Origin of the sequence: Pseudomonas sp. 2848 (assembly GCF_003253945.1) — a bacterium.
In the GTDB taxonomy this organism is placed as follows: Bacteria; Pseudomonadota; Gammaproteobacteria; order Pseudomonadales; family Pseudomonadaceae; genus Aquipseudomonas.
Map to the genome: position 1 here is coordinate 224,106 of NZ_QKZD01000010.1, position 12,870 is coordinate 236,975.

The window sequence follows — 12,870 nt, forward strand, 5'->3', positions numbered from 1 at the left end:
TTCAACGCAGTATGGGCGAGTGCAGATACATTTCGTACAGAGCCTAGGGTTGCCAGGTACGGCCAGTGAAACATAGTCCCGAGTCAGTGACGGAGCACGATGAAAAATATCCCGGGACTGAATGTGGTTGTGGTGGGGGCAGGTATCGTGGGGGCCTCCGTTGCCTACCACCTTTCCTGCCAAGGCGTGCAGGTGACCATCGTGGAGGCTGGCCATGTAGCGTCTGGTGTGACCTCCACTTCCTTTGCATGGATCAATTCCGCCTGCAGTGACGCAGACCCTGTCGCCGCACTGCGGGCCGCAGCCGTATCGGACTATCGTCGCCTCGAAGCGCAGCTGCCAGACCTACACATTCAATGGACCGGTTCGCTAACCTATGGTCTCCAGGAAGTACCGGCCCCCCCTGCCACGGCTACAGGGATCTCAACGGTATCCCGAGCTCAGATCCTCACCCTGGAACCTAATCTGAAACACCCTCCTGCCCAGGCCAACCATGCTCCAGAGGAAGGCGCGCTGAACGCAGTAGCGGCAACCCGGGCCTTGATCAAAGGCGCTCAAGCCCGAGGCGCCAGGTTGCTGGAGCAGACACAGGTGGAAGGGTTCACGGGTAGCGCAGATAAAGTCTCAGGTTTGAAAACCACCCACGGGGTAATCGATGCGGACCTGGTGGTACTTGCGGCGGGAACGGGTACCACGCTATTGACGGACTTGTTGGGCTACCCACTTCCACTGGAAGCCTCTCCTGCCATCTATATCCGCTACCACTCGCCGCCCCACCTTGTCCGAGGGATCCTTTCCAACGCAACCATGGAGGTACGGCATGCTGATGACGGCAGCCTGTTGGCGGCAGAGGATTATCTGGACGATGCCGCAGATAACCAACCAGGCGCGATTGCACTGAGAACCGCCGAGGCCATCAGAGCAGAGTTGCATGGCGCCGTTTCACTCGACGTGGAAAAGGCGTGCGTGGGTTTCAGGCCAATACCCAGCGATGGTGCACCGCTAGTTGGTTATCTGCCGGGTATCAGCGGCGTTTACGTTTGTGTCATGCATCCTGGTGTCACGCTGGCCGCTACCGTAGGCCGCCTCGTGAGCATGGAAATCACCAGTGACACGCCATCGCCCGATTTGGCGCCGTGCAGGCTTGGTCGATTTGACCGGTGAAGTGGGGCCTATTGCAACTTGATACCTAGGCTCACTAATGCGGCCAACTCCAGTGGGTTAAACTGGTTGAGGTTGGTGCTACGATCCGTGATGCTAAGATCACCAGTAACTTTGAACTGCATATTAATATCGGGCATATCAAGTTTCGCTCGAAGCAAACTTATCAGCTTGTCAGCCACGACCTCAGCGCGGACCAGACGGCACAGTAGCTCATTGTCATCATCGGCCTCTCCCACTAGCATGATAGCCGCCCCCACAACCTCATGTGCCCGCTGACCGAAATGACCTTCTAGTTGCTCAAGAATCTTGTGTGCCTCGTCAGCACTCAATTTATTTATATGCTCCTGAAACCCTTCGATAATGAAGCAACTCTGCGCTTCAGCATCCATCACCACCTTGGAGTTACTGGCTTTTTCGAACCAACGGCTTTCCTGTTCGTGTATGAATGCCACCAGTCCACCTAGAAAAATGCTTGTATTTGGACGCTGGCTGGCCAAGTTCGCCAGCGCTGCCTTGATTGAAGGCTGATGGGAGTCAGCATCATGAGTCAAGCTCAACGCGAGGGTTCGCACACATTGCAAGTCCCCGTGGGTTTCCACCATCATCTCAATTTCTTTGAAATTTGCACGCCCCTCGACAATGGCACCTTGCAAGCTATTAATCTGCTCGGCTTTCAGCGTTACATCGAAGCGTTTGTGATCAACTTTGGAGGCAGTAGCGAGCAGGCTTACTGCATCGAGCGCGGTCTTGAAGCCATTGCCGAAACTTCGGCGAAAAGGCGCTGCGGTGCCGGTCGGTTCGGCGTGTTGCGGGTGTAGATCCTCCGCCGCGCCCGGGGCCGCTGCGCTTCGGCCGAGAAAACTGGCCAACCATTGGAGCAAGTCCTTCAGCGGCTGGGTCGTGGATATATTCAGGTAGTGGAGCAAACTCTTACCTGCACTATATTCAATTCGCTTGGCCAACCGATTGGCCTCTGGCGAGGTAGTGACCACGCTCACCTGCGCCTCACCAACGGTACCTGAATAAGTCTGCTCGCTGATTTGGCTGGGCAGGTACTGGAAGCTCTGATAACCATTGATCAGCATAGGTAACTCCTTGGTTTAACCTAGCCATCAATGTATGACCCAGGGCAATGCACCGGCTATCAATGCTGATCGGTTTGTTTTAGGCGACGCCTGTCCCCACACCCTGTTCCCGAAAAGCGTCGATGTAGATCATCAACAATCAGATTTTACCCCTTCCTTGTAGTCCATTTCCCAAACATACTGCTACCGCCTGTTTTCCGTTGCAGCTGCTCTGTGGGCGCTCTAGTCTCGGCCTGTCGTTGCACATCAACGACACAGCTTTGACAGGCTGTGACGAAAAATCGTGTATAGCTTGCCTTTTATGGCGGCTGTACGTGCGGGCACGCTTGCGTGCGCCGGAATTTTACGATTTTCGCCGGTCTGTCAACCCACGTACAGCTGCCACCCTTCTGTTTGACAGCAGGCAGGTGGACGCATTATTGAGAAAAATCGTAATGTTGAAGATCGTCCCCGACCCACCCCACAACCACCACTCTCTCGAAGACACCCTTATCCAGGCCACCGAGTACGCCCTGTGCGCGCAGAGCGTGGCGCATCAGGCTGTTCTGCTGCAGCCCAAGGCACCCGCCTCGATTCTGATGCTGGCCTCCATGCATGAGATGGAGGCACTGCGCGTGCTGCTTGAGTCGGCATTGATTCAGGTGCAAATGCCGAACGCTCAACCGCGTACGTTGCACTAGATCACAAGGCATGTGGCGCCTGAGCTGACGTCATCGCGGGGCAAGCCCGCTCCCACGCCATTGCGTCCCGACGTGGGAGCGGGCTTGCCCCGCGATAGCGCCAGGCCAGGCAGCAGAACCCTTCAGGGAGATTCAACGATGACCACAGATACCACCCCGCCCCACACCACCGTGGGCAAGACCAAGTTCTACCAGGGCGAAGGCCAGACCGACCCGCTGTTCTGCATCGAACCCGGGATCCCTTGCCAGCATGCGCGGGACCAGGCTTCGGAATTGATGGGCTGCGTACGCGACCTGACCATCACCGGCATCATGGAGGAAAAGCCCCAACTGCTCTGGGCGTCGTATTACCTGAGCGCGTTGGCCAAGGCATTGATGGACGATGCGGAGTTGGGGATGAGTCGCTAGGAAAAACGACTATCCGGTCGGTGCCATAAGCCAGGATGTGGGGCACCACCAAGGATCGTTCGGCAAACCGGCTCCCACCCAACCGCGCCGACCTCAAGTCGGCGCCATCGCTGGCAGGCAAGCCCGGTGCGACGCACTGGGATAACTCTTGGACTACACTGCACCCGCGCTCAGCGACGTACAGCGCAAAACGCGTTAGTTCATGAACCCGCCTCCAGCGCACTGCTTGAGGCAAGGTTATCTACCGCCTCAGGTCTGGCTGGAGCGGCAGCCAAAAGGAATTGGAAAATGCTCAAAGCACTCTCGATAACCGGGCTTACGCTCTCGCTTGCTGGCTGCATGCTCCCCGAGCCGCCAGCGCCCCCAACCCCTCCCACCGTCGAACATGCCGCTGCAAGCAAAGCTGAAATGGCCGATGCCAAACAGAAGCTGCTCAAGCATATTGCCGACCCGGATTCGGCGAAGTTCGAAACGCTGTACAAATTCAAGGCAGCCTACGCCAGCGGTAAACAGTACGAAGGCGTTTGTGGCTATGTGAACTTCCGCGGGGCGGAAGGCGGCTACGAGGGCTTTACACCGTTCATGGTTATTGGTGATGTGGTCTCCTATTACGGTGACCACTTGTCCCACAATCAAAACTTCCTCAGACAATTCTGCACGCGCCCACGCCTGGGCTGAAAGCCAGCAGATCTTCCCATACCCCGATGCAAACAGCATCGGGACGATGCGTCAGAGCTTCAGCCATGGCCTGGCGCATTCGCGGGGCAGGCCCGCTCTCACGTGGATGATGCTTGCTCACCTTCAAACCGGCCAGCACTTGATCACCGATCATACCGGACGAATCCCGCCACGCTTGGTAAACTGGCAACCATTCATTCTTCACATTGCCTGCCAGCGCCCCCCCCCCGCCGTCTGGCTTCGCTGAGTTCGTGCCCCACACCTATGCATTCTCAAGCCGCTACCCCCACTGCCCCACGCCCCGAGCCATCCCGCCGCTTCTCCGTGGCGCCGATGATGGACTGGACTGATAGACACTGTCGCTTCTTCCTGCGCCTGCTCTCCCAGCACGCCCTGCTCTACACCGAAATGGTCACCACCGGCGCCCTGCTGCACAACGACGCCCAGCGTTTCCTGCGCCATGACGACTCCGAGCACCCGCTGGCCTTGCAACTGGGCGGCAGCGTGCCGGCGGACCTGGCCGCCTGCGCGCGCCTGGCCGAGGACGCCGGCTACGACGAGGTCAACCTCAACGTCGGCTGCCCCAGCGACCGGGTGCAGAACAACATGATCGGCGCCTGCCTGATGGGCCACCCGGCGCTGGTGGCCGATTGCGTCAAGGCCATGCAGGACGCGGTCAGCATTCCGGTCACGGTCAAGCACCGCATCGGCATCAACGGCCGCGACAGCTACGCCGAGCTGTGCGACTTCATCGGCCAGGTGCGCGACGCCGGGTGCCGCAGCTTCACCGTGCATGCGCGCATCGCCATCCTTGAAGGGCTGTCGCCCAAGGAAAACCGCGAGATCCCACCGCTGCGCTACGACGTGGCGGCGCAGTTGAAGGCCGACTTCGCGGACCTGGAAATGGTGCTCAATGGCGGCATCAAGACCCTCGACGAATGCCGCACCCACCTGCAGACCTTCGACGGCGTGATGCTGGGGCGCGAGGCGTACCACAACCCGTACCTGCTGGCCGAGGTCGACCAGCAGTTGTTCGGCAGCACGGCGCCGGTGGTCAGCCGGGCCGAGGCTATTGAAAAGCTGCGCCCGTACATCGTCGCGCATATGCAAGGCGGCGGCGCGATGCACCACATCACCCGGCATATCCTCGGGCTGGGCCAGGGCTTCCCGGGGGCGCGGCGCTTCCGCCAGTTGCTGTCGGCGGACATTCACAAGGCCAGCGAGCCGCTGAAGGTGCTGGACCAGGCCGCCGAGCTGTTGCAGGGGCGCTGAGGGAACCTGCGGCGGGGTTGGCACTCGAAGGCAATGCCTTTTGCTGCAGGCCCGGCGTGAGCCGGGGCTGCTTTGCAGCCTAATGCGGGCAAGCACGCGCCGACTGAAGGATCGCGTTGCCTGCGAAGGCTTTCCCGATATGCCTGCGACGGGCCTTGAGTGGCTGTCGGGGCTCGGGTAATGTCGAGTCATTGCACAGGACAGAGCACGCCCATGACCTCCAAGCTGGAACAACTCAAGCAGTTCACCACCGTGGTCGCCGATACCGGCGACCTGGACGCCATCACCCGCCTCAAGCCGGTCGACGCCACCACCAACCCGTCGCTGCTGCTCAAGGCGGCGGCCATCCCGGGCTACGCCGACCTGCTCAAGCAGGTCAAGGCCGACGCCAAGGGCAATGTCGACTTGGCCTGCGACAAGTTCGCGGTTTCGGTGGGCTCGGGTATTCTCAAGGTCATTCCGGGGCGGATCTCCACCGAGGTGGACGCGCGGCTGTCGTTCGACGAGCCGGCGCTGCTGAAAAAAGCCCGTCAGCTGATCGAGCTGTATGAAGCAGCCGGTGTGCCGAAAGACCGCGTGCTGATCAAGCTGGCCTCCACCTGGGAAGGCATCCGCGCCGCCGAGAAGCTGGAGAAGGAAGGCATCCAGACCAACCTGACCCTGCTGTTCTCCTTCGCCCAGGCCCAGGCCTGCGCCGACGCCGGGGTGTTCCTGATCTCGCCGTTCGTGGGGCGCATCTACGACTGGTACAAGAAGAGCACCGGCAAGGAATACGTCGGCGCCGAGGACCCGGGCGTGGTATCGGTCACGCGCATCTACGACTACTACAAGACCAACGGCTACAACACCGTGGTCATGGGCGCGAGCTTCCGCAATATCGGCCAGATCGAGCAACTGGCCGGCTGCGATCGCCTGACCATCAGCCCCGAGCTGCTGCAGCAGCTGTCGGACGACCAAGGCGATCTGCCGCGTATCCTCAAGCCGGGCAATGCCGGCGAGGCCAAGCAGCAGTTGAACGAGAGCCAGTTCCGCTGGGCAATGAACGAGGACGCCATGGCCACCGAGAAGCTGGCCGAAGGCATCCGCCAGTTCGCCCGCGACCAGGAGAAGCTGGAAGCGCTGATGGCTGGCTGACAAAGCCTGATACATCTTCGGCTTGATCGACGGGCGGTTAATGCAGAGCATTTCCCGCCCGTTTTTCGTTGGGGTGGCCGATGACGCCATCGCGGGGCAAGCCCGCTCCCCCGATGAAAATAACGCATTCCCTGTGGGAGCGGGCTTACCCCGCGATAGGGCCATCAGCATCACACGAACCTGAGCCATCCATGCCCGCCACCGCTTCACTCCCTCTTGTCCTCGCCGGCCCCATCCTCCGTCGCCTGGAACCCCAACGCCTGGCCATCTGGCTGGTCGGCTCGCAACCGCTGCAAGCCGAATTTCTCCTGGATCAGGCCGGCATCGGCGCCACTGTGCACTGCGAGATGATCCCGGTCGGTACCCACGCCTTCATACACCTGCTGGACATCCACTTCGATCAGCCGCTCCCCAGCGACGTGGCCCTCGAATACGACCTGCGCCTGGCCAACGGCCAAAGCATCGCCGACTGGGCACCACACCTGCTCTACCCCGGCGCCAGCCGCCCTAGCTTCGTGCTACGCCAGCGCCTCGACCAAGTGCTCCACGGCTCCTGCCGCAAGCCTCATCACCCGGCCGCCGACGGCCTGCTGTGCGCCGACCGCCTGCTGGCCACCGGCCCGCGCCCCGAGGAGCGCCCCGCCGTACTGTTGATGAGCGGCGACCAGGTCTATGCCGACGATGTCGCCGGCCCCATGCTGCGTGCCATCCACGGGTTGATCGAGCGCCTGGGGCTGTTCGACGAGGCACTGGACGGCGCCCTGGTCGACAGCGGCGCCGCGCTCTACCGGCACCCGGCCTGCTATTACCACCGCGCCGACCTGCTGCCGGCCCAGGAAGGCAACGAGACCCTGCGTGAACGCTTCTTCGGCGGCAAGCGCAAGCCGATCTTCTCCTCCAGCAACGCCGACAACCACCTGGTGACCTTCGCCGAAGTCATGGCCATGTACCTGCTGGTCTGGTCGCCGCTGCCCTGGTCGCTGGTGGGCATGCAGATGCCACCCGGCCTCACCGACAAGCGCCAGGCCCGCTACCGCCGCGAGCTGCCGCTGATCGAGGCCTTTCGCGACGGCCTAGGCCAGGTGGCACGGGTCATGGCCCACCTGCCCTGCCTGATGATCTTCGACGACCACGACATCACCGATGACTGGAACCTGTCGGCGCAGTGGGAACAGACCGCCTACGGCCATCCGTTTTCGCGGCGGATCATCGGCAACGCCCTGCTCGGCTACCTGCTGTGCCAGGGCTGGGGCAACGACCCGGACGGCTGCGCGGCGCTGGTCCGGCAATGCTGCCAGATGCACGAGGCGCGGGATGAACTGATCGGCGAACTGCTGCGTTTCCAGGACTGGCAATACGCGCTGCCGAGCAACCCGCCGCTGCTGGTGCTGGACACCCGCACCCGGCGCTGGCGCAGCGAGCGCAACCTGGCCAAGCCTTCGGGCCTGCTCGACTGGGAGGCGCTGAGTGAGCTGCAGCAGGCGCTGCTCGATCACCCCTCGGCGATCATCGTGTCGCCGGCACCGATCTTCGGGGTCAAGCTGATCGAGACTGTGCAACGGGTGTTCAGCGCCCTGGGCTACCCATTGCTGGTCGATGCCGAGAACTGGATGGCGCACCGCGGCGCGGCGCAGGTGGTACTCAATATCTTCCGCCACTCGCGCACGCCGGGGCATTACGTGGTGCTGTCGGGCGATGTGCACTACTCATTCGTCTACGAAGTGCTGATCCGCCATCGCCAGGGCAGCCCGCACTTGTGGCAGGTGACCAGCAGCGGGATCAAGAACGAGTTCCCCCGGCGCCTGCTGGATGTGCTCGACCGGCTCAACCGCTGGCTGTATTCGCCGCGCTCGCCACTCAACTGGTTCACCAAGCGTCGGCAGATGGAAGTGGTGCCGCGTACGCCCAGCCGCAGCAAGGCCGGGGAACGGCTGTGGAACAGCGCGGGGCTGGGGCAGGTATTCTTCGATGACCAGGGGCGGCCGGCGCGGGTGTATCAGTTGAATGCCGACGGTTCGCCGGCTACGGCGTTCATCAAGGACTGAAGCCATCGTGGGGCAAGCCCGCGATGGGATCAGGATCTTTCCAGCGCGCTCACCAGGTCATGGAACGCCTCGCGGTTGGAGTCGTTCAAGCCCATGAGAATCTTGTGCGCCTCCAGCACCTTGGAGCGCACCACGCTCTCGTCCTGGTCCTGGGAAGGCAGGTCGGTCAGGCACTCCGGGCACGGCACCGGGCGGTCGACGATGTTGAACACCTGGTCGAAACCCATGGACTGCAACAGCCGGGAGATGTCCGGGTTGGTGGTAACCACGGTCGGCAACAGGCCGACCTTTTGCCGGGACAGGATCGACAGCTTGGCCAGCAGGCCCAGGGTGGTGCTGTCGATGCTTTCGGTTTCGGTCAGGTCGATGACGATCGCCGAGAAGTTCAGCGCGGTGAAGATCTTCTCGATCGTCGCATCCAGTGCCGAACACAGGGTCAGGCGCACTTCACCGACAAATTTCAGAACGAAGGTCCCGCTTTGCTCGGCGAACTGGATTCTACCAGTACTCATTCAAGGTTCCTGCTCAACACCAATAGGGCGATATCATCCGGCATCTCCCCAAGCGTAGCCAATTCGAATCGTTGGCGCAGCCCCTCCAGGCTGCCCCCCGCCGCCTTGACGATTTCCGGCAAGGCAGCTTCCTTATCTTTGAGTGTGTCCCCGGGCAAAAGGTCCAGAATGCCATCGGACATCAGGGTGAGGCTGAACTGCGCTGGCAGTTCCAGCACCAGGTCCTGGTAGCTGGCCTCGTCGAACAACCCCACCGGCAGGCCGCGGCCTTCAAGGTAGCGGGCCTGGCCCGGGGTATACAGCACCGGCAGCGGCAAGTGGCCGCCGACGCTGTAGGTGAGCAGGCCGGTGTCCTCGTCGATGACCCCACCGACCATGGTCACATGCTTGCCCAGCTTGCAGTTGATCAGGCCGCGGTTGATGTGGCTGAGCACCTGCGAAGGCTTGAACTCACGCATCTTGCCGCCACGCTTGAATTCGAACAGCAAGCGCGTGGTCATGAACTTGAGCAGCACCGTGACGAACGCCGACGAGGCACCATGGCCGGACACGTCCGCCAGGTAGAAGGCAATGCGCCGGTCGTCCACGCGGAAGTAGTCGGCGAAATCCCCCGACAGGTACAGCGACGGGATGATCTGGTGCTCGAAAGCGAAATCGCCGGCCACCCAGGGGTTTTCCGGCAGCATGTTCATCTGCACCTGGCGCCCGGCGGTCTGGTCCTCCTGCAGCAGGTGCAGGCTGGCCTCCAGTTCGCGGTTGGCGGCTTCGAGCTTCTCGCGGTAGCGCTGGTTCTCCAGCACCAGGCGCGATCGGTCGAGCGCGCGGCGCACCGAGTGCTCGAGCACGGCCAAGTCTTCCAGGGGCTTGATCAGGTAGTCCGCCGCGCCCAGGCGCAAGGCTTCGACCGCGTCGCTCATCACGCCGGCACCGGACACCACGATCACCGGTAACTGCGGCGCGAGCTCGCTGATCCGGCGGATCAGTTCAAGGCCACCCATCTGCGGCATGCGCAGATCGCAGATCACGAGGTCGGGCTGGTGTGCTTCGAAGACCTGGAGGCCCTGCTGGCCGTTGCCGGCCTGGAGGACGCTGAAGCCGCTGTCTTCCAGATAGGCGGCGAGGCTGGCACGGACCACCTCGTCGTCATCGATGATCAGCAGCGTTGCACTGGGTTTCTGCATGTGGGCGAACGGCGCCAGATTTGGGTTGGCGTAGCGGCTGTGGAGAACCGACAGACGGCTACTGGAATGCTCTCTAGCCACTCTCTACTTGAGTTGTAGGACAAGAAGACTGGTCCGGCAAATAGCGAGGTGCCCTGTAAGGCGCTGACGGTACTCCCATCCGCCTGGCGTTTCAAGCATGGGCAGGTAGACTTCCCTGCACTTTACAGGGCAAATCACCCGGCGTTATAAGAATGTGGAACAGCGCAACCTGACGAAAGGATGCAAGCATGTCCCAGCACCCCGTGGATTACAGCGAAAAACGTGATTTCATTCGCATGCGTATTGATGCCGAGGTCCAGCTGCTGCAGGCCGACCAGGTGATCAGCGCTGTGTGCATCGACCTCTCCAGCACCGGCATGCAGGTGCAGGCGCCGCAGCGCTTCCAGGTGGGTGACCGCCTCGAGGTGCGCATCGACTCCGATCACACGGCTCTGGCGGGGCTGCATGCCAGCACCGAAGTGGTGTGGATCGCCGACCAGCCAGGCGGTGCGCAGCGCTTCGGCTTGCGCATCCTGGCCATGCATTGAACTGTTACGAAAAAGGCGACCCGAGGGTCGCCTTTTGCGTAAGCAGTGTCAGAAGTCGTCTTCGACCTCGCCGTCCTTGACCTTGAACTCGCGGTTCTGCAGGTAGGCGTTGCGCAGGAAGATGTACTTGTCGCCCTGCATCAGCTTCTCCGCCGACAACAGGCTGGCGCGGGTATCGATCACATCCAGGGCGAGGATCGAATTGCGCGTCGGCACATGGTCGATGTAGCGGTAGGGTTCGGTGTAGGAGTCCGGGTACTTGGCCAGGCCGTCACGCACGGTGCTTGGGCCAAGGAACGGGATGACCACGTACGGTCCGCTGGGCACGCCCCAGTAGCCGAGGGTCTGGCCGAAGTCTTCGTCATTGCGCTGCAGGCCCATCTTGGTGCCGACGTCGAAGAAGCCGCCCAGGCCGAAGGTGGTGTTGACGATCAGCCGCGCCGTGTCGACGCCCGCCGCACGGGGCTTGAGCTGCAACACGTTGTTGGCCAGGTTGGTGACGTCGCCGAGGTTGCGGAAGACGTTGTGGATGCCATCTTCGAGGAACTGCGGGGTGACGAACTGATAACCCTGGGCCAACGGCTTGAGGGCATAGGTGTCGAGGACATCGTTGAACCGGAAGATCGGCCGGTTCACCGCCTCCCAGGGATCCTCCTCGGTGGCCGCCTGGGTGGCCGCCACGGGCGCCAGCAGCAAGCTGGCGCAGACACAGGCCTGGGTGACTCGCTCGATCACTCCGGCACCGATCCTACGCATAGATGTTTCTCCATCGGATTTCACGGCGGCAACGGCCTTTGGCACGCTGCTCGATAGGGCGCAAGTATACTGGCTTGCTGGCCGAACGATAGTTTTACATATCAGCGTCAAGAATTTGTGAACAACTGTAGGCTCTGTACGAAATGTATCTGCACTCGCCCATACTGCGTTGAAACGGGGCTCGGAATGCTCATGTACTCCAGTACACTCCGTTTCCTCCCCCCGTTTCGCCTTGTCTGGCCTTCGCGCAGACACATTTCGTACAGACCCTGGCCGTCATCCGTCGGTAACAATCGCTGGATAGCCTGCGGGTTATTTAGGGACGTTGCCATGCAAGACGCACCCGCCTTCACCGCTGTGCTGTTCGGCCTGCGCGGCTGCCTGGTACAGGCGACCGACGGCGGCCCCCTGCCCGCCCCCGGCGCTCTGGATTCCCTGCTTCGCCTGCGCTCGCAGCAGGTGCCGTGCATCTGGCTTGACGAACTCAGCGCCACCCTGGGCAAACGCCTGAGCAGCGTGCTGCCCGATTGGCTGCCGGGCCACTGCGCCAATGGCAGCAAATGGCCGACCCCCAACGCCTGCTGGCAGGCGCTGATGAACCTGCGAAGCCAGCGCCTGGACGGCTGCGTACTGGTCAGTGGCGAGCCACTGCTGTTGCAATCGGGGCTCAACGCCGGCCTGTGGACGGTGGGGCTGGCGGCCTGCGATCAAGGCTCGGCGCAATGGCAGGCACTGACCCGGCAGGAACAGGAGCTGGCCCGCGGCAAGGCCACCCTGGCGCTGTTCGGCCTGGGTGTGCACTCGGTGATCGACCACCTCGAATCCCTTGATGCCTGCCTCGCGGATATCGCCCAGCGCCGGCAAAAAGGCGAGAAACCCTGATACATCCCCGTTGATACGGGTCATGCAAAGCGCCGGCAGGTGGATTACGCTAGAAGTCAGGCCCGAACCTTTGCCGCTTCGCTGAGGTCCATGCCTTGCCAAGTCATTGATGGAGTAAGAACAATGCCTGCCCGCGAACTGCAAGAGCGCCTGAATAGCCTGCGCGAGCAACTGGATCGCAATGTGCCGCTTTCGGAAGAGGAGCTGGCCAGCCTGCATGAAGAAGCCAGGCAGATCGAGGCCCAGCTGAAGCTTGAGGAAGCCACCCCGGACAACAACCTCGTCGACGGCGTGAACCTCGCCATCGAACGCTTCGAGGCCGAACACCCCGACCTTACCGCCACCCTGCGCAGCATTGCCAACTCGCTGCACAGCATGGGGATCTGAACCCAACGGGGCTGCGTTGCAGCCCATCGCCGGCAAGCCGGCTTGTGTCTTGAAAGGCTCTTAGACTGAAGGGGTGAGAGCGGTGGATGGCAGACTGCAAGCCGGCGGTGCCCTAGA

14 protein-coding genes are annotated in these 12,870 nt (G+C 61.8%); 10 read left to right on the forward strand and 4 right to left on the reverse strand.

Annotated features, from left to right (window positions below):
- Positions 1-99 precede the first annotated feature (99 nt).
- The gene (locus tag DFS21_RS20605) at positions 100-1,164 is read left to right on the forward strand and encodes an FAD-binding oxidoreductase (RefSeq protein ID WP_111533005.1); all 1,065 of its coding nucleotides are present in this window, start codon (positions 100-102) and stop codon (positions 1,162-1,164) included.
- 8 nt (positions 1,165-1,172) lie between these two features.
- Here DFS21_RS20605 and DFS21_RS20610 read toward each other — a convergent pair whose 3' ends face one another.
- Positions 1,173-2,249, reverse strand: a complete 1,077-nt coding sequence (locus tag DFS21_RS20610; RefSeq protein WP_111533006.1) for a hypothetical protein — start codon at positions 2,247-2,249, stop codon at positions 1,173-1,175.
- Positions 2,250-2,683: 434 nt separating this feature from the next.
- On the opposite strand from DFS21_RS20610, the gene DFS21_RS20615 reads away from it, so the two are divergent.
- The 6 genes from DFS21_RS20615 (at position 2,684) to DFS21_RS20640 (ending at position 8,466) form a co-directional block, all read left to right on the forward strand.
- Entirely contained in the window at positions 2,684-2,929 is a 246-nt protein-coding gene (locus DFS21_RS20615) for a hypothetical protein (protein WP_102684505.1), read from the forward strand.
- Positions 2,930-3,067: 138 nt separating this feature from the next.
- Positions 3,068-3,337: a DUF3077 domain-containing protein gene (locus DFS21_RS20620; protein ID WP_102684504.1), complete on the forward strand. Its 270-nt coding sequence runs from the start codon at positions 3,068-3,070 to the stop codon at positions 3,335-3,337.
- A gap of 288 nt (positions 3,338-3,625) precedes the next feature.
- Positions 3,626-4,015, forward strand: a complete 390-nt coding sequence (locus DFS21_RS20625; RefSeq protein WP_139672224.1) for a hypothetical protein — start codon at positions 3,626-3,628, stop codon at positions 4,013-4,015.
- 264 nt (positions 4,016-4,279) lie between these two features.
- Positions 4,280-5,287 carry a tRNA dihydrouridine(20/20a) synthase DusA gene (gene dusA / locus DFS21_RS20630; RefSeq protein WP_111533007.1) on the forward strand — a complete coding sequence of 336 codons (1,008 nt, stop codon included), beginning with the start codon at positions 4,280-4,282 and terminating at the stop codon, positions 5,285-5,287.
- A gap of 213 nt (positions 5,288-5,500) precedes the next feature.
- Positions 5,501-6,421, forward strand: coding sequence for a transaldolase (gene tal / locus DFS21_RS20635; protein ID WP_110698713.1), 921 nt, complete (start codon positions 5,501-5,503; stop codon positions 6,419-6,421).
- Between the two features lie 191 nt (positions 6,422-6,612).
- Positions 6,613-8,466, forward strand: a complete 1,854-nt coding sequence (locus DFS21_RS20640) for an alkaline phosphatase D family protein (RefSeq protein WP_111533008.1) — start codon at positions 6,613-6,615, stop codon at positions 8,464-8,466.
- Between the two features lie 29 nt (positions 8,467-8,495).
- Here the strand turns inward: DFS21_RS20640 and rssC are convergent, their stop codons facing one another.
- Both rssC and rssB read right to left on the reverse strand, forming a co-directional pair.
- On the reverse strand, positions 8,496-8,978 hold the full coding sequence (rssC, locus tag DFS21_RS20645) for an anti-sigma factor antagonist RssC (RefSeq protein WP_023631332.1): 483 nt from the start codon (positions 8,976-8,978) through the stop codon (positions 8,496-8,498).
- Positions 8,975-10,159 (reverse strand): two-component system response regulator RssB, encoded by a 1,185-nt coding sequence (rssB, locus tag DFS21_RS20650; protein ID WP_102684499.1) that lies wholly within the window; start codon positions 10,157-10,159, stop codon positions 8,975-8,977. Before rssB ends, rssC begins: the two co-directional genes overlap by 4 nt.
- A gap of 269 nt (positions 10,160-10,428) precedes the next feature.
- Between rssB and DFS21_RS20655 the strand changes: the two genes are divergently transcribed.
- A complete protein-coding gene (locus DFS21_RS20655; RefSeq protein ID WP_102684498.1) occupies positions 10,429-10,728 on the forward strand; it encodes a PilZ domain-containing protein in 300 nt (99 codons plus the stop codon).
- Between the two features lie 48 nt (positions 10,729-10,776).
- Here DFS21_RS20655 and DFS21_RS20660 read toward each other — a convergent pair whose 3' ends face one another.
- Positions 10,777-11,484 carry a VacJ family lipoprotein gene (locus DFS21_RS20660; protein WP_110698718.1) on the reverse strand — a complete coding sequence of 236 codons (708 nt, stop codon included), beginning with the start codon at positions 11,482-11,484 and terminating at the stop codon, positions 10,777-10,779.
- A gap of 330 nt (positions 11,485-11,814) precedes the next feature.
- On the opposite strand from DFS21_RS20660, the gene DFS21_RS20665 reads away from it, so the two are divergent.
- Both DFS21_RS20665 and DFS21_RS20670 read left to right on the forward strand, forming a co-directional pair.
- A complete protein-coding gene (locus DFS21_RS20665; RefSeq protein WP_110698720.1) occupies positions 11,815-12,366 on the forward strand; it encodes a phosphonoacetaldehyde phosphonohydrolase-related protein in 552 nt (183 codons plus the stop codon).
- Between the two features lie 123 nt (positions 12,367-12,489).
- Positions 12,490-12,753, forward strand: a complete 264-nt coding sequence (locus tag DFS21_RS20670) for a DUF4404 family protein (RefSeq protein ID WP_031315272.1) — start codon at positions 12,490-12,492, stop codon at positions 12,751-12,753.
- Positions 12,754-12,870: the final 117 nt, after the last annotated feature.

Excerpts from the sequence above, each read along its gene's own strand:
- DFS21_RS20605 (WP_111533005.1), top strand. The coding sequence starts at position 100 with ATGAAAAATATCCCGGGACTGAATGTGGTTGTGGTGGGGGCAGGTATC.
- DFS21_RS20610 (WP_111533006.1), bottom strand. The coding sequence starts at position 2,249 with ATGCTGATCAATGGTTATCAGAGCTTCCAGTACCTGCCCAGCCAAATC.
- DFS21_RS20615 (WP_102684505.1), top strand. The coding sequence starts at position 2,684 with ATGTTGAAGATCGTCCCCGACCCACCCCACAACCACCACTCTCTCGAA.
- DFS21_RS20620 (WP_102684504.1), top strand. The coding sequence starts at position 3,068 with ATGACCACAGATACCACCCCGCCCCACACCACCGTGGGCAAGACCAAG.
- DFS21_RS20625 (WP_139672224.1), top strand. The coding sequence starts at position 3,626 with ATGCTCAAAGCACTCTCGATAACCGGGCTTACGCTCTCGCTTGCTGGC.
- dusA (WP_111533007.1), top strand. The coding sequence starts at position 4,280 with ATGCATTCTCAAGCCGCTACCCCCACTGCCCCACGCCCCGAGCCATCC.
- tal (WP_110698713.1), top strand. The coding sequence starts at position 5,501 with ATGACCTCCAAGCTGGAACAACTCAAGCAGTTCACCACCGTGGTCGCC.
- DFS21_RS20640 (WP_111533008.1), top strand. The coding sequence starts at position 6,613 with ATGCCCGCCACCGCTTCACTCCCTCTTGTCCTCGCCGGCCCCATCCTC.
- rssC (WP_023631332.1), bottom strand. The coding sequence starts at position 8,978 with ATGAGTACTGGTAGAATCCAGTTCGCCGAGCAAAGCGGGACCTTCGTT.
- rssB (WP_102684499.1), bottom strand. The coding sequence starts at position 10,159 with ATGCAGAAACCCAGTGCAACGCTGCTGATCATCGATGACGACGAGGTG.
- DFS21_RS20655 (WP_102684498.1), top strand. The coding sequence starts at position 10,429 with ATGTCCCAGCACCCCGTGGATTACAGCGAAAAACGTGATTTCATTCGC.
- DFS21_RS20660 (WP_110698718.1), bottom strand. The coding sequence starts at position 11,484 with ATGCGTAGGATCGGTGCCGGAGTGATCGAGCGAGTCACCCAGGCCTGT.
- DFS21_RS20665 (WP_110698720.1), top strand. The coding sequence starts at position 11,815 with ATGCAAGACGCACCCGCCTTCACCGCTGTGCTGTTCGGCCTGCGCGGC.
- DFS21_RS20670 (WP_031315272.1), top strand. The coding sequence starts at position 12,490 with ATGCCTGCCCGCGAACTGCAAGAGCGCCTGAATAGCCTGCGCGAGCAA.